The organism is Vibrio sp. V23_P3S9T160 (genome assembly GCF_963886625.1).
Lineage (GTDB): Bacteria > Pseudomonadota > Gammaproteobacteria > Enterobacterales > Vibrionaceae > Vibrio > Vibrio anguillarum.
This window is the reverse complement of sequence record NZ_CAWPDB010000121.1, coordinates 1-16,572: the sequence shown is the minus strand read 5'-3', so window position 1 is coordinate 16,572 and position 16,572 is coordinate 1. Positions and strand designations below refer to the sequence as shown.

General features: G+C 43.5%; 15 protein-coding genes and 1 pseudogene. 3 read left to right on the top strand and 13 right to left on the bottom strand.

Going from position 1 to position 16,572, the window contains the following annotated elements:
- Positions 1–99 precede the first annotated feature (99 nt).
- The 7 genes from AACU59_RS09140 to AACU59_RS09110 form a co-directional block, all read right to left on the bottom strand.
- Positions 100–936 (bottom strand): arginase family protein, encoded by an 837-nt coding sequence (locus tag AACU59_RS09140; protein WP_094124887.1) that lies wholly within the window; start codon positions 934–936, stop codon positions 100–102.
- Between the two features lie 6 nt (positions 937–942).
- Positions 943–1,677, bottom strand: a complete 735-nt coding sequence (locus AACU59_RS09135; protein WP_010316838.1) for an IclR family transcriptional regulator — start codon at positions 1,675–1,677, stop codon at positions 943–945.
- A 161-nt stretch (positions 1,678–1,838) separates the two neighbouring features.
- The gene (locus AACU59_RS09130; RefSeq protein WP_013868323.1) at positions 1,839–3,725 is read right to left on the bottom strand and encodes a methyl-accepting chemotaxis protein; all 1,887 of its coding nucleotides are present in this window, start codon (positions 3,723–3,725) and stop codon (positions 1,839–1,841) included.
- Positions 3,726–4,050: 325 nt separating this feature from the next.
- The gene (locus AACU59_RS09125) at positions 4,051–4,908 is read right to left on the bottom strand and encodes a hypothetical protein (protein ID WP_013868322.1); all 858 of its coding nucleotides are present in this window, start codon (positions 4,906–4,908) and stop codon (positions 4,051–4,053) included.
- Positions 4,908–5,771 (bottom strand): ABC transporter ATP-binding protein, encoded by an 864-nt coding sequence (locus AACU59_RS09120; protein ID WP_088729359.1) that lies wholly within the window; start codon positions 5,769–5,771, stop codon positions 4,908–4,910. Before AACU59_RS09120 ends, AACU59_RS09125 begins: the two co-directional genes overlap by 1 nt.
- Entirely contained in the window at positions 5,768–6,139 is a 372-nt protein-coding gene (locus tag AACU59_RS09115; protein ID WP_026028428.1) for a GntR family transcriptional regulator, read from the bottom strand. The genes AACU59_RS09120 and AACU59_RS09115 overlap by 4 nt, the downstream gene beginning before the upstream one ends.
- Before the next feature lie 193 nt (positions 6,140–6,332).
- Positions 6,333–8,879: a glycosyl hydrolase family 18 protein gene (locus AACU59_RS09110; RefSeq protein ID WP_094145824.1), complete on the bottom strand. Its 2,547-nt coding sequence runs from the start codon at positions 8,877–8,879 to the stop codon at positions 6,333–6,335.
- Positions 8,880–9,353: 474 nt separating this feature from the next.
- On the opposite strand from AACU59_RS09110, the gene AACU59_RS09105 reads away from it, so the two are divergent.
- Complete coding sequence (locus tag AACU59_RS09105) at positions 9,354–9,977, top strand: DUF2057 family protein (RefSeq protein ID WP_176428594.1); 624 nt, start codon at positions 9,354–9,356, stop codon at positions 9,975–9,977.
- Positions 9,978–10,041: 64 nt separating this feature from the next.
- On the opposite strand, the gene AACU59_RS09100 is transcribed toward AACU59_RS09105, so the two are convergent.
- From AACU59_RS09100 to AACU59_RS09090, 3 genes are all read right to left on the bottom strand, one after another.
- Positions 10,042–11,427, bottom strand: coding sequence for an SLC13 family permease (locus tag AACU59_RS09100; protein ID WP_017043564.1), 1,386 nt, complete (start codon positions 11,425–11,427; stop codon positions 10,042–10,044).
- Between the two features lie 195 nt (positions 11,428–11,622).
- Positions 11,623–12,480, bottom strand: a complete 858-nt coding sequence (locus AACU59_RS09095) for an alpha/beta fold hydrolase (RefSeq protein ID WP_094144504.1) — start codon at positions 12,478–12,480, stop codon at positions 11,623–11,625.
- A 147-nt stretch (positions 12,481–12,627) separates the two neighbouring features.
- Positions 12,628–13,236, bottom strand: a complete 609-nt coding sequence (locus AACU59_RS09090; protein ID WP_094144505.1) for a TetR/AcrR family transcriptional regulator — start codon at positions 13,234–13,236, stop codon at positions 12,628–12,630.
- 126 nt (positions 13,237–13,362) lie between these two features.
- On the opposite strand from AACU59_RS09090, the gene AACU59_RS09085 reads away from it, so the two are divergent.
- Entirely contained in the window at positions 13,363–14,319 is a 957-nt protein-coding gene (locus tag AACU59_RS09085) for an AEC family transporter (protein ID WP_013868314.1), read from the top strand.
- 59 nt (positions 14,320–14,378) lie between these two features.
- On the opposite strand, the gene AACU59_RS09080 is transcribed toward AACU59_RS09085, so the two are convergent.
- The gene (locus AACU59_RS09080) at positions 14,379–15,128 is read right to left on the bottom strand and encodes a substrate-binding periplasmic protein (RefSeq protein WP_094144506.1); all 750 of its coding nucleotides are present in this window, start codon (positions 15,126–15,128) and stop codon (positions 14,379–14,381) included.
- 175 nt (positions 15,129–15,303) lie between these two features.
- Between AACU59_RS09080 and AACU59_RS09075 the strand changes: the two genes are divergently transcribed.
- Entirely contained in the window at positions 15,304–15,933 is a 630-nt protein-coding gene (locus AACU59_RS09075; protein ID WP_026028159.1) for an START domain-containing protein, read from the top strand.
- 5 nt (positions 15,934–15,938) lie between these two features.
- On the opposite strand, the gene AACU59_RS09070 is transcribed toward AACU59_RS09075, so the two are convergent.
- A complete protein-coding gene (locus AACU59_RS09070; RefSeq protein WP_094144507.1) occupies positions 15,939–16,334 on the bottom strand; it encodes an MAPEG family protein in 396 nt (131 codons plus the stop codon).
- A gap of 76 nt (positions 16,335–16,410) precedes the next feature.
- Positions 16,411–16,572 (bottom strand): annotated as a pseudogene (locus AACU59_RS09065) (DUF2931 family protein); the annotation flags it as partial.

The following is a 16,572-nucleotide window of genomic DNA, read 5'->3' as shown; positions in this document are numbered from 1 at the left end:
CCTTGACTTTACTTGTCTTGTTATTGGATTTTGCAAGCAGCATAGCGGTCTATCGTGACAAATATGTTAAATTTAGATTGCTTAACGGTGACACTAAAACTAAGCAGCGTGGATCACATCCGGTGACAAAGCACATAGCTCATCTAAAATTTCTTTGGTCTGCTTAGAATAAATCAACTTCTCTTTCGCACCGATCAATTGGATGAGTTTTATCTTACCTGATAACACACATTGTCTTAGGCTTCTTAATACCATCTGGTTATCTAACGCATGATTCTCATCAACCCCTACTCCCGGAACTAAAGAGGCTAAATCAATCGTCACGATCAGTTGATCACAATGCTCTATGTAGTGACCTAATTGGCTTTTTAGTTGATTACGATGACGAAAACCACACTCATTCAGCGTTAACCAATCACAGCCTAAATCTTCTGCATACTCCCACACTTGGTTGGATTGATGCATTTCATCAATTCCAATACAAAATAGGCGCGTATTGTTATAGCGAGAGAGTGCAAAATGAAATGCAGAGCCAACTTGTAGGTCCAGCGTTTGTTTCAGCTCAAAATGATGTCCGATACTCACAATACCAACTTCGTCATTCTCAAAAGCCATCACTGGTAATGCATTGAGCAGCATTTCGTGACAATTCGCTAGTACGACGGGCACTGAGCTCAGTGCTAATTGATGACTCAAGGTGTCTTGAAAACGGGTGGCATTTTTATCTTTGACGACTATATGTCCCGCATCAGAGTAACAAGGCGTGGATTGACGCTGGTAGAGCCAATCTGATGCAAATTCAAGGCTCTGCTGAGCAAATTCAAACTCTACTTGAGACATTGGCTTTATCTGTTCACAGAGTGTCATGAACGTGAATGGATAAGCGGGTTGGCTCTGTGTACGACTCATACGGTAGCGTTTGAATAAACTTAGCATTATGAATTACCTTTCCGGTGGCAACGCTCTTGCTGCCTGTAATACATGTAAAATGATCCGCTGCTTGTTGGTTTCAACACGATGGGCTGGAGCCATCACTGAAATTGCGCCGATCAACTTACTCCCTTTCATTACGGGGGCACTAATTCCGGAAACGCCAGGATCAATTTCTGACGTGCTCACGGCGTACCCATTACGACGTATTTTTTCCAACTCTGTCTGCCATTTTTCCATTTGGTGGTCTTCACCAAAATAACGAAGAATTTTTTCACAGCGCGGAGCGGGTAAATACGCCAACATCACTTTAGATGAGGCACCTCGAAGCAGGGGTTGACTTTGACCCTGGACGAAGCTGCATCGAAGTGCCTGCATACTTTCTTTTTGGCTAACGCACAAGGCTCGGTATCCCACCGGAACCATGTATGCCGCCATTTCGCCTGTCTGTTTCTGTAATCGACTTAACACCGCATCGACTGCATCTAAATTGTGTTGACTCGTTTCATAACTGCGCATTAAAAGTAGAGCCGCCGAACCGATGATCAACGTTTTGTCGTGTGGGCTCTCTTCAATCAAGTTCCACTCTTTCAAAATCTTCAGATGTCGGTACAAACTACTCAGCGGAACTTGCAATTGTTCGCTCAAGGTTTTCGCTGATACTGGCTCTTCATTTACCGCCACTTGCATCAATAATTGCAGTGACTTTTCATTAACTTGGCTGGCCGATAATTTCGTTTCGTTCATGTTTTCTTTTTAGCCTCATTTATTCCACGCCTCAACTATGATTCTTATATATCGAGAATTTAAGATTAATAACAGACTTGCTTTCTCACCAAGTGAGAAAACATAACAATCTGATCAAAAAAAGGCTCCGCAGAGCCTTTTGAATAAGAAAGAAACAACCGTTACGCTAATTTAAATGTCGCCACTTTTGCACTCAGCTCTTCCGCTTGCTGCTTGAGTTCGTTGGATTGGCTCAAGCTATCTTCTGCACCAATGACCAGTTGCTCTGTCACATCCTTGATAGAAGTGACATTTTGTGTAATTTCACTAGTCACATGCGTTTGTTCTTCGGCTGCCGTCGCAATTTGCGTCGCCATATCACTGATCAAGGCAACCGCTGCTTTAATTTCTTCAAGCGCACCGGATGCTTTATCGGCATCTTCCACTGAGTTCTCAGCGAGCGTTGAGCTGCTTTGCATCAACGATACCGCACGTTTAGTGGTTTCTTGCAGGGTATCAATGGTTGATTTTATCTCTTCGGTAGAAGTATGGGTGCGCTGAGAAAGCACACGGACTTCGTCTGCTACCACTGCGAAACCTCGGCCTTGCTCACCGGCTCGCGCAGCTTCAATAGCCGCATTCAGCGCAAGTAAGTTGGTTTGTTCTGCAATGCCTTGAATGGTTGCCAGTACGGTCGAAATCTCTTGCGCGTGTTGGTTTAGTGCGGCAATCACGCCACTGGCCTCACTCACTGATTTTGCCAAGTTATTGATCGAGCCTTTGGTATGAATCACCAAGGCATGTCCATTGTTGGTGCTGGTTGCCGAGTCTTGCGCTGCTCTTGCCGTTTGCTCTGCGTGAGAGGCTATCTCTTGCGTTGCCGACGCCATTTCAGTGACCGCAGTAGCGACCATCACAATTTCTTGCTGCTGGTGACTAAGCTCTGATGCCGATTGATTAGCGCGATGCGCGCCATGTTCTGATTGCGCTTCCAATTGATGAGACTGGTGACGAATATGGCCAATAAGTTGTTGTAAACTTTCCACAAAGGTATTGAAGTTTCTGGCCAATTCACCTACTTCATCGCTGTTCTCTACTTCAATACGTTGGGTTAAGTCACCACTACCGTTTGCAATTTGTGCCAACGCTTGAGAAACATTATTCAAAGGACGGAACAAAATATTACACAATAAGTTGAACAGCAGAGTACAGAGTATGACGACAACGGCAGTAACAATGAGCTGGCTGAAAGTAGCTTCAGATAAAGGTGCGATGAGCGAATCGTGATTGATGACCACAACAGTACTGAGATTCGTTCCGTTGATGCTTCGGGCGTAGAGAACATACTCCTCACCTCGAATATCCACCAATAAATCGCTGCTTTTCGCAATCGCTTGGCGGATATCAGCGAAATTTAAACCCAGATCAGAAACACTTTTATTGAGCAGCTTAGTATCACTATGGGTAAAAATATTGCCTTTATCGTTAGCAATAAACATATATCCCTCACCCGGCAAAATAACTTGCTTCATGCTGTTGAGGATGTCAGTAATTTCTACGTCGGCGCCTAAAACGACTTGTTGGCCATTTAAATTCAGTGCCTTACCTAATGAAACCACATTAGCGCCCGTTGCCGCAGCAACGGTTGGGTTATCCATAAACACTTTTGATGGGTTTGCTTTAGCGTTTGTATACCAGCCCCATTTGCGCGGATCATCGTTCCCCGGCGGCAAGATGACACCATTAGCGTTGTTTTGCGAACCGTCGGGGTAAGCAAGAAATACGTTGTCAAACGCTGCAGAATCTCGAACTTGTTTTAAATGTGTCACGATGGCTTGTTTCTCGGCATCTTGCGACAGCGAGGTTAAAGCACGCTCTTTCGACAGTAACCAGTCCGTCACATACTGATTATAAGAAGCGGTGGTACTTTGTAATCGTTGTTCAACATCAATATCTAATCGCTCCAGTGCAGCTCGATACGACAATGCTTCAACGAGTAATCCCCCAAGAATAATGGCAGCGCTGGCTGAAATCGCCAGTTTGTTTTTTAACGACATTTTTTTAAACATAGGTAGACCTATTTGTAATAGTAATTTAACTCAAACCGATAAAATTCTCGATCAATTGGACATTATAATTTCAAGCCTCGAAATAAAACTTGAAGCGGTCCACGTCTTTGTCATTGCTCACAAAGGACTACAAAATAGCATAGTGCATTTAACACATTTATATCATGTGAGTCAGAGAGTTGATTACTCATCACTTTGGAACTAACTTCTAATTTTGAGTGAATTTTTTGGTCTAACCTTTTATAGCCTCACCATAGTAACCGCAGGAAATAGGCGAAAAAAAAGAGAACAAACGCTCTCTTTTTGACCACAATTAACCAGAAACTTATCGGGTCAACAGTGACTTCAATGAAAGTTCATCAGTACTATAGAGCTTGTGGCTAATCCAGTAACTGGCGATACCAATCATGATATACACAAATAAATTACCCCAACCAGCACCTTCAAAAGCCGTGAACATGTTTGAAGAAGTCATTAACTGCAACGGCAAGTTGAAAATCGCGTGGTAAAACTCCCCTACAATGTCAGAATTCAGCATAACAATCGAGATCCATTTAAGCACGAAACCGCCCACGAACATCACAAGGATCGGCGAATTAAATATCTGTGAAATAACTAAAGTAAAGCAGGCTAATGGCAGCATCGTCACAGCAATCACCCACATGATACTGAGGTAATTCAACCAGTGTTGAACGGCATATCCTAGAGAACGTTGTTCAAATAGTAGGGCTAAACGGTTTTCTGTCGCTAAGTTAAGCCCCCACAGCAGAGCGTCCGCACAAATGACTAACACGGAACAGACCACTGGAATTACAAATAAGCCAAACCCCAGTTTCACTATGTGGGTCATATTGTTCGTCACTGGCATGCTGCGCCAGAACATCGAGCTTCCCTCTTTGCGCTCCTTGCGGAATGTTCTGGGGAAATAGAGTGAACTGAGCATTAGCGAAATAAAACCAACAAGCATGATGATAAAGGTGTTGAAATCATCCACAAATTCGATATGGACATCACTGATGTCACCACCAAATTCCATCTCAAAAAACAGGTTGTGTTGCAGTGTATTGTTCATTAACAAACTGATGAACAATAGGGTTCCGCATACTAATAGAAACAAAGGAATACGCGTAACATTTTTGTTTTCAATCAGCTCTTTTTCAAGCATATAAATACTGGGGTGCATTATGCGCTCTCCTTCTGCAAGGCAAGAAATAGTTCAGCAAGTTTTACACTGTAAATAGAACCAAGCCCTTCAACGGCTTGACGGTGTTCTGAAGTCAACAACCACTTTGTTGTTCCCAAGCTTGGCTGAGATGCCAAAGGACGATAGGTTTGGATAACGTCTTGATGTGCGTTACTGGCCTCTAGAACAAAATACCCTTGTGTAATCGCCTCCATTGAGTCTTGCAGCACGACCTTACCTTGCTTCAAGATCAGCACATCCGTTAGCAAATGTTCAATTTCCGAGACTTCATGACTAGCAATAATCAAGGCACGCTCACCATCATGGAACCATTCGAGTAAGTGACGATAGAAGGTATCACGGTAGATTAGGTCCAAACCAAGAGTTGGCTCATCCAAAATCAGCACTTTGGTATCGGTGGCAATCACAATGGCTAAATGCAGTTGTACTTTCATCCCTTTTGATAAGGTACGAATTTTACTTGATAAACGAATGTTGGTTTGTGCAAGGACTTGCGTGGCCTTGTCTAACGAGAAGCTGGGATGCACACCTGACGTATAACGCAAAATTTGTTTAACCGTCATCCAATCTGGCAACACATTGACGTCTGAAATGTAGGAAAGATGCGCCATCACTTGCGCATGTTCCGTAATCGGATTTAAGCCTTGGATCAAAATGTCACCTTGATAATGGTGAGCACCGAGTAACGACTTAATTAAGGTCGACTTGCCCGCACCATTATGTCCGAGCAAACCGAGCACCTGTCCTGCGTAGAGCTTAAAGCTCACATTCTGCAGAGCTTCCGACTCGGCATGCTTTGCGTACTGTTTAGATACACCGTTGACTTCGACTAATGGATTCATTGGTCACCTTCAATATGCTGTTGTAGTTGGTTGATAAAATCCTCAAGCGGCATCGCCAATAGCTTGAGTGTTTGTGCAATTTCTGGGATCTGTTGCTCTAAAAAGTGCTGCTTTTGTTTCGCCTGTAATTGCGCTAGCGCTCCTTTCGCGACATACATACCTTGACCTCGTCTTTTTTCAACAATGCCTTCGTCAACAAGCAGTTGATAGCCTTTCATGACAGTTAAGTGATTGATTTTCATATCTGCCGAAACGGTTCTTACCGAAGGCAACGCACTATCTTCTAGCCAAATACCTTGTAGGATCTGCTCGGTAATTTTGTCGGCTAGCTGACGGAATATGGGTTGGTTATCTTGCCAATCTGTCACAATTTTATACCGATATAGTGTTATACACATATATAACACTAAAGCAAAAATATTGAATTGCAAGTGATGAATGAAAAAACATAGAAAAACGCACAAAAAAGCCTCGTGTTAGAACGAGGCTTGAAGTCATTGTTTGCAATAAAAAGTTTATTAAACCCGTTAGCTCATTGAGGTAGCTGGTTTATTAAAGCAATCAGCTTGTTGGACAACTCGCAGGACCAATCTCTTTCCATACTCCCCACACACCAGTAGTCGATGGGTTTTCGCCAGTTGTCCACCACTTGGCTTCCCACACTTTACCAGCCCAAGAAACTTGTTGACCGCCAGTATAAACCGCTGATTTATCCCACAAGTTACTGCAAGTGTCACCACCAGAATCTTTCTTCGCCACGATAACCGATGCACTTGCAGAGGCCGCCGCTTTACCATCACTGACAGTTACAGTGAAGCTTAGCGTGGTGTCTTGGGTATACTCAGGAGCAACAAACGAAACACTCGCACCTTGAATGGTTGCATTTAGGCCTGCAGGTACATCCCATGCGAAAGTTAAGGTGTCTTGATCGGCGTCACTTGAAGCGGAAGCGTCCACCACCACAACCTCACCAGCACTGGCATTGCTTGGCGCAGTAATCACCGCCACTGGTGGCGTGTTCACAGGCTCAGTTGCTTTAGGTTTGACCGTTACAGTCACAACATCAGAAGCCGTTGCGCCTTTGTTATCTGTGACCGTCAACTTGAACGTCAGCGTTTGTACTTGTACCACTTCGGCCGCGTCAAAACTGGCTCGTGCAGAATTAGCGTTTACTAAGCTCACTGCTGTGCCCGCCGTTTGCTGCCACACGTAACTGACAATAGTGCCATCACTGTCTTTTGATGCACCGCCATCAAGAACAACACTCACCAGACCAACCACCGATTGATCAACACCTGCATTTGCAGTGGGCACGCGGTTCGCGGGGGGTGTAGTACCTCCTCCTGCTAAGCTTTCATGCATCGCATTTAGGATGTCACCATTATCAGCGTCAATCTCCCAAGAGAACAACCCGGCCAAACCAAGGTTTCGAGCATAGGCGCCCTTGGCTTTGATTGAACGGTTATCGTCAAAAGTAACCAGTTGGCCCGTTGTACGATTCCAAACCCAAGGTGCTTCAGCTTGTGCATCGTATCCATATTCAAAGCCATTAATACCGGTATTATTAGCCCCTAACATGAATGATTTGATGCCTTTATAGTCAATCACACCCGCTTCCCACACACCTTGCGCGGAAGTGCCTTTCAATTTTCCGTTACCTACCCCTGTCATCGGATCGGTTGGATCACTTAATGAAGCCGGCATCACCCCTTCCCAGCCACGGCCATACATAGCCGCACCTAAGACTAACTTATTAGCAGGGACACCCTGTGCTAGCAGTAACTGGATACCGTTATCCGCCGTATAAGCTGGGCCTTTATAAGGTTCGCCATTTTCATCTACTCCTTTCCCATCACACTGACCAGGGCGCATGAATGATCCGCAGTAAAGCGCGGTTTGGTGGCCTAATACGTTATTCCAACCGCCATAAAAGTCATAAGTCATGGCAAAGATGTAATCCATATATTGAATGGCTTCGCCATAATTAACATCTTCAATCTTGTCATGACCAACACCAATTGCTGACGTGAGCTCATAAGTACGACCAGTTTCCGATTGCAATTCATCAAGCATGGCACGCAGTTCACGCATTAACGCAATGTACGCAGGACCATCATTGACTGGGTCACCGCGATCCGCTGCTTGACCACCTCCTCCAGGAAATTCCCAGTCGATATCCACGCCGTCGTAGAATTTCCACGTGGTTAGGAATTTCTTCACTGAGGCGACAAAGGTATCGCGGTTGGCTTTGGTGGTAAAATCAAAAAATGGGTCAGAGAGTGTCCAACCACCGATAGAAGGGATAATTTTCAGATCTGGATTGCGCTGTTTGAGCGCCATCAACATGGCATAGTTGCCCTTGATCGGAGAGCTGTATTGGTGACCCGCTTGCGGGAAACTCTTTTGATACGCCGCCCAAGGGTCATGGATCACCACTTCGTAATCATTCACCCCATTACATGCTGTCATCAACGCGTTGTAGCTGTTTCCACCAACGGATTTCAATGATTCGTTAGGGCCACAAATTGGAATGAAGCCGTATAGAATATGCGTCAGATTATCAGCCGGGATGTTATCTACCGTATATTTTCGGTCATAGATGCCCCACTCAACAAAGTAGGTTCCAACCACCGTATCTTTATCGGTCGTGTAAGTCTTGTTATTGGGATCAATATTCATCACCAAAGGTTTGAGATGTGAACCATCGGTATCGGCAATTGTTATCTCAACGGGTGCACTTTTGCTGCAACCTGTCGCGTCGCAAGCTTCGATTGCCATTTGGTAAACACCACCTTGTGCATAACTGAAGTTTGCGGTGGTTTGGCTACCAGTGATTGGGCCTGTCGCGACCTGTGCGCCATCAAAATAGATTTTATATGTGTTGCCCGTTGTACCACTCCATTGGTTAAACTTAACGGCAATCGGCGCTTGATCATAATATTTGACCATTTGGTTATAACCAGCCGTGCTTTCCATGGCTAATTCAACTTTAGAAAACTGTAGATTATTCGACCCATAGACATCGACGCTAGGGGTTGCTGGTGCTGCCATTGCCGTGCCCGAAAGAGCCATTGCAATACTTGCGGCGCACAAAGTAATACGATTCATACCTATATCTCTCATTTCTGAATGTTTCACTTACATTTAAGCAAGCTGCTCTTCTGATAAGGCATTGAAGAACATCCATTTCAGTATTTACAAGACTTATTTTTTTTAGCAAAAAAATAAAAACGCTTTTCGAGTCATCGTTAAAATTTTGTTATGGGGATTCACCGTGTTACATCTTAAAAGCAATTCTGAGTCAGGAATTCAGAATTTTGACAAAGCAAAGCAGGTAAGTTTAATTTTTTACGCTAATTAAGGCCTCTGAAGAAGACTGAATGGCATAATTTAAAATTTAGAGAATGACATTATCACGTGACTAACGATCTGATAATATTGACGAATGCATGACGCATGCCTCGTACTAAAGATGTTACATTTCAATGAAAATTAGTCACTTATGCCGTTGAGAACTTGCTTTTACAACTAACTATCGGCAACCTCTACTCTATTGCTTGCAAGGATAAAATAATGAACCTAATTAAACCGGCTTTATGTACATTAACCATGATCTTTAGTGCCTCTGTATTAGCTAATATCACTCTTGAAATTCCAGACACCATTAACTTATTAGCGGTGAATGGTCAGAAGCCCGAAACTTCTGGCAGCCTATTTTCCTCAGCGAAAAGCCTTGAGCTGGCCGATGGTGAACAACAAATCGTCTTCAAATACGCGCCTTATTTTACGCAAGGGAAGGACCGCGTGATTATCGAAAGCGATGCGGTCATTGCCACATTCACCGTAAAGGATGCAAAACTGAATTTTGCCATGCCTGAATACCGTGATGCACATCGAGCAGAGAAAGAGATTAAAACAATGCAATGGTCACTGATTGACCAAGCAGGCCAAACACTAGAGATAAAGCAAGATCGCCTTCTTAAAGAAGGGTATCAAGTAGGCCGTGACTATATCCGTGAAGCAAATGACTATAATCGCGCAGGGGGTATTGCGGCTATTGGAATGACGGATGTTGCTATGCTGCAAAATGAACTAGCTCAGTCAGGAAATGTACAAAACGCCGCCGAAGAAATGCTGCATTTTTGGTACAACAAGGCTGATGAGAAAACGAAAGCACGCTTTAAAGAATTCGTTAACCAACAGTAATAACATCTCAATATGAGCTCTCTGAATTGAGAGCTCATTAGTATTGAAGTAGTTTGTGCTTAGCTTACCAGAACAGCATCGCAATCATGGTCAGCAAGCCAATACAAGCAATATTTAACATCATACCCACTCGCATCATCTCACTTTGCTTAATGTGTCCAGAGGCAAACACTATCGCATTGGGTGGCGTCGCAACGGGCAACATAAATGCACAAGAAGCCGCAATAGCAATCAATACAGATAGAATCACGGGTGAGATACCAAAGGCTTCAGCAACACTGGCAAACACCGGAATAAGCAGCGCTGCACTGGCTGTATTACTCGCGAATTCCGTTAGGAACACCACGAAAACAGCAATCACGAATACAATAAAGAACAGACCTAAATGAGAGATCAGGGCACTTAGTTCATTGGCTAGGAAAACGCTGGTTCCCGTTTGCTTAAGTACGTTGCTCAAGCAAATACCGCCGCCAAACAGCAGTAATACCCCCCAATCTGCCGTTTTTTCTACATCTTTCCAGTGCACCACTCGGGCAAAATTGACCAAAACAATCGCACCCAGCGCAACCAGAGTATCAAAGCTCGCAAAACCACCCAGCATGGCATTGACTGGTTTGCTAAATATCCAACAAAAAACCGTTAATGCGAAAATACCAAGCGTGACGACTTTACCTTTATCCCAAGTAACAGGTTCATAATTGAGCTCGAACTCTCCATTAAGATCCGGTTTTAATGCGAAATATAAAATAGTAATCGCAATGGGCAGCATAATCGCCGCCGTTGGAGCACCAAATTTCATCCAATCTGTAAATGAAAGACCAACCTCAGCCGCGGCAATCGCGTTAGGAGGGCTTCCTACGATGGTTGCGATACCACCAATGCTGGCGCTGTAAGCAATACCTAACAGCACAAAAACATAGGTCGAATGACCACGGTCTTTATCCACTTTGCTGAGCACTCCAAGCACAAGCGGTAGCATCATCGCAGCGGTGGCGGTGTTACTGATCCACATTGAAAGCGCGGCAGTCACACCAAACAACATGAATACCGCAACGCTCATTTTCCCGCGCGCCATGATAAGAACTTTATCGGCAATAACTTTATCCAGCCCCTGCCGATGCATAGCAGCAGCCAATGCGAATCCACCTAAAAATAGGAAGATAATCGAGTTAGCAAAGTTATTGAGCGCCGTTTGGGTGTTAAAAACACCAAAAACGATGGCCATGATAGGCACAAGAATGGCTGTGACCGTGACATGTAAAGCTTCCGTTAACCACAGCACAGCAATAAATGCCAGCATACTAATGCCCAAAGCGACATTAGAATCAACAGGCAAGGCATTGTACAGGACAAAAAACAGGACAATATCGGCTAGGATGATAAGGCTGTTACGGTTAAAAAACCATTCTCGGGTGTTGGAGGGTAAAGGGACACTATCATTTCTATTCATTATTATTTTTCCTTATGAGGGCCTACTGGCAACAATATGATCACACATATTCAAACAAGGAGATAATAATTATTGCGAAATTGTTAACCTTATCAAGACTATGGTTAACAATTTAACACTTTGAAATAAATGGAAAACTATTGGTTAAATTACACCCATCCAATTACGGCTTAAAATAAGCTTAAAACGAATACCTTAGCATGGTATTCCTGCCAACAAATCAAATCCGTACTTAACTTGTTCACCTTTCATCACACGTCCATGTCCTTGGTTTTGGGTGGTAATAAGTGACACTTTCTCGATTTCTTCTGCCGCTCGCTTTGACACAGAATATTTGGTGAACTTATCATTCTCATCGTGAACAATGACGCTGCGAGATTGACGCTGAGCAAGCTTATGGTAAGGATCGATAGATTGAATGGGATAACGATATTGATCGGCAACTTCCGCAACAACGGCCTCAAATAAGCGCATCGAATAGCCAGACCTTGCCACACTGCTGAATAAGTTATCCAAATAATCCAGCACGGGCGCGACCAATAGCATGGGACAATGCTCAATTTTATGATGTCGGCACTCTAATGCGGCGGCCGTCCCCATACTGTGTCCAACGATACCAGCAACATTGTCAATACTATCGAGTATCGCTTCCAACCCTCCAACAAACGCAGGAATGTGACCATACACGCCCTCACTTTGACCATGTGCTGGGTGATCATAAGCTAATGCCGTATAACCACGTGCCGCAATATGCTCCATCAGTGGATAAAACTGACTTGCCGTGCCAGACCAACCATGAGTCAATAACCAAATGGGACCACTTCCGAGTTGATAAGTCGTCAGAGCCCCTTCGACGCACATTACACGGTCAGTTTTCAGGCCAATTGGCGGCTGGTTTTGAGGCTTACTTCTTGCCGGAGTCAACAATACATTTCGTGCAACTTTTTTGGCATGTGACGGTGCGAGCGTGTGATGAAGACGAGTGCTCATATTGACCAATGTACGTTTCACACTGAATGTGTTTGAGGTGCTGAAATAGATTTTTTCACTCACTGAGTTGCCCTTCCTCTCGATAAAATAGAACGTTCGTACTATTTCTAATTAAAAAATTTTATTTTGTTAAATGCTTGATTTTGTTATACAAAAGTAAACATTCGCTGTTGCAGACTCGTTCTTCTCGCTGCGAAAAGCGAGAATTAGCTAACATTGCTGCTTCACTATATTTCGCCATCGAGACATTAAATCGTCCACGCCTTTCCAAAAATGTTGATAACTTTCCATTTGGCCGTAGATCGAGTAGAACAAATGAGCACTTAAATAGAGTCCATACAACTCATAAGCAGCCTGCTTTACATCCAACTTCGGATGAAACTGTGCGCTATCAACCCCTTTTTGAATTTGAATTTGCAAGTAATGAATCCAAGTCGCGATGGTTTTTTTAAGTACTTTTTGAATTGCACAATCACAAGTTGCGACATCTTTCCACGCATCTAAAAACATACAACTGCCTTGGAATGAATGATTCCAACCTAACCAGTGCTCTAACAGCACTCGCAATTTAGCTTCGATATTCTCGTCGCTAATCAGGCGAGCCGGTGTAATAACACGCTCAGTAAACACAGAATGGGCATGCTCTAATACTGCAATTTGCAAATTTTCTTTAGCATTAAAATGCGCAAACAAACCACTTTTTGATAAACCGCACTGTTTTGCCAACTCACCGATAGTGAGACTTTCCAAACCGTTTTCACTGGCTAATTCGAACGCTTTGTTCAGTACATTTTCTCTTGTAATTCTACCTTTGCTCATATTATGCCGACTCTCACTTCATACCATGCTATTTTTAGCACGTTCGTTCTTTTTTGCAAATTTGATTTTGCAAAATGAGGAACTGTGGAAGAATAGCAACGCTATGAGCAACTTCAATGGATTGATATGACAACGATTATCGAACAACTTTTGTTTTCGGCCTCAATTACAGGGCCTATCTGTTTGATGTTAGTACTGGGCGTTGTACTGAAGCGAACGGGGGTTATCAACGACAATTTCATCGATGTCGCGTCACGAATCGTATTCCAAGTCACCTTACCAGCCATGCTATTTCTTAGCATCGTCAAATCACAGCACGATTTTTCTTCCAGTGCAGCACTGATTGGCTATGGACTACTCGCTAATTTCCTCTTTTTTCTTTTCACGACGTTTTTCACCAAAAAAGCGTTCCCACAACATCTGGATCACGGCGTGATCATCCAAGGCGGGTTTCGTGCGAATACCGCTATTATCGCTTTGGCTTATGTCGCAAATACTTATGGCGAACCTGGGCTAGCATTAGCGGCGATGTACGTTGCCGCAACCACTATCCTTTATAATATTCAAGCGGTGATAACACTCACGCCTAAAGGGGAAAGTTCAGGGCTCAAAGCCGCTGGAGTGATTGCCAAAACACTCACCAAAAACCCACTGATTATTGGTATTCTGCTCGGTGTTTTATGCTATTCCTTATCCCTTCCAATCCCGAAAATGGTTACTGATGCTGGCCAATATTTTGCCAATATGACACTACCATTAGCACTACTGTGTACTGGCGGCTCACTCAATATAGGTTCACTCAGAAGCGACAAAGCACCGGCTTGGTTTGCCACTGCCCATAAGCTGATTCTCGCCCCGATATTGATCACATCGGGTGCGTTACTTTTTGGCTTTCGCGGGTTAGATCTCGGGCTAGTCTTTTTGATGAGTGCATCCCCTACCGCTGCGGCCAGTTATGTTATGGCTAGAGCTATGGGAGGAAATGCAACCTTAGCGGCCAACATCATTGCATTGACGACCGTATTTTCACTGTTTACTTGTACACTAGGCATCTTCCTGCTCGCGTCTCTGAACTTAATCTAACCGCCTTTTAATTCACTGCGGAAAGGTAAGTCAGGAAGGGCCATTCAAAAAAGAGCGAATCATTCCATCATGGAGACATCACTTTCTTTCAGTCCATGATTAAATAGCGTCAACAATTGTTCACTTCGTTCACCCATTTTAGGGAACAACAGATAGTTATTATTGATGAGAAAAGGTTTGGGATGGTGCGTGATCATTTCTCGCCATTGCGGTAAGTATTTATCCAGAGTGTAATAACCGATATGAATTTCTTCTGGCATGAGATCAATCCGCTTTTTCGCCAGCCGTTCGAAGTTCTGTTTTGGATCATTGACTCGAGACATTTTTATTTGCTGCGTCTCTAACAATCTGTCTAACTCGGCACCATAGCTGTAGGCAATGCCACCTCCTAAATATAACCCCTTAAGATCATAGAGGCTTTCCCAGTGAAAGTCGGTTTCTTTATGGTGAAAAAACACGAAGCGTTCATCGCTCACCGCTTCGCTATAATAAAAATCTACCGTCCGCTCTTGGTTAAACATCCAAATGGCAGTCGCATCATAACGTCCAGCTTTGGCTTCGGCGTATGCTCTCGCCCATGGGAAAAAATGAAACTCAACTTCGTAGCCGGCATCCTTAAATACTTTACGGATGATCTCAGCAACAAAACCATTATTTTCAAGGTGTTGACCAATAAACGGCGGCCATTCACCAGCACTAATACGAATAATATGACTATTGTGTATTGAGGATGGCGCTGCCCATGCGGGAATAGAAATCCATGATAGGATGAGACAGAGCCAAACCTCATACCATCTTAAAGATTTCATTGCCGTACCTGAACATTGAGCAAACTTTTAAGAAACATAACAAAAACTAATAAAACAAAACGTATACATAATATATTTATGTTTTTATGCTAGTGCAGTTCTTAAACCCACTTTTTGTAACCAACACGACAAAAATAAGGCCACGTGCTACACCATCAATGAGGAAAGAACCATGATGAAATGGATAGTTGGTTTAAGCCTACTATTTAGCAATGTTGCTAGTTTGGCAGCGACTTCGGTCGATTGGTTACAGGTAAAATCAGAAGACGGCATTACGATCTACTCGCGACACCATAGCGATGGCTTAGTCCAAATACGGGCGCAAATGTTTGTACCCACCAGCTATTTCGCTTTTATGCGGCTATTAGATGACAGTGAACATGTACCAAACTGGATAGATAACGTGAGTAACAGCCGTGTGCTGCAAAAAATTTCAGATACCGAGAATATTGTTTACACCCAATTCTCAGCGCCATGGCCAGCTAAAAACAGAGATATGGTGACTTATTCAAAATTTGAGATGCTACCTAATGGCTTAAGTCTAGACATAGTGGATGCCTTAAATTACTTGCCTGAACAACCAGGATACATCCGTATCACTCAAGTCAACGCACATTGGACGCTGCAAAAACTGACTAATGGTATGACTCACATCGATTATATTGCCTTCGCTAATCCAGGAGGTGCGCTACCTAACTGGTTAGTGAACAAACTGTCCACTGACAGTGCCTTTACCACATTTAAAGGCTTGCGCCGAGAATTGGCCACTTATCAAGATAAACTTCACCCTGCCGTGAATGAATAGCATTCTTAACCCAATACTTGGCCAAAAGGAAGGTAAATAATATTCAGCACGATCAAGACAACCATCGCACTGAACGTTAGCTTCATACCACGAATCCGCCCTTTAAGTTGGTCACTTAAAATCGCTCTGGCATGTAAAATTCGGCCAACGATAAACGTAATACCCACCCCGTGGATCCACCATACACTGGCACCATTAAACTCCAATAACCCCATTAGGATTAAAGTAATAGGAATGTATTCTGCGGCATTTCCTTGCGCGCTGCGAGCTAATTGCAGTGCTGGTACTCCACCATCGGCATATCTCACTTGGTTAGCCCGACGCTGTTTAATAACGTTAATCGCTAGCCACAAAAATAATACTGAAAGTATCGATGCATATAGAGCAGTAACCATGGTCATTCCTTTTCAAGTCAGCAGTGTCTCTATAGTAGTGCATCAAACACGTTCAGATCACTACTCTGATTCAAAGCAATCTCTAGTGCTGGAGTGGCTTAATCTCTTGGGCCGAGTACACCTTATTTACTTTATCCCAAGGAATCGGGTCAATTGATACACCTGCGTCTTTTGCGCGTTGTTGTATATCATTTAGTAAAGAACCCTGTTTATATCTTTCTTCATCAAACCCATTACTATCACG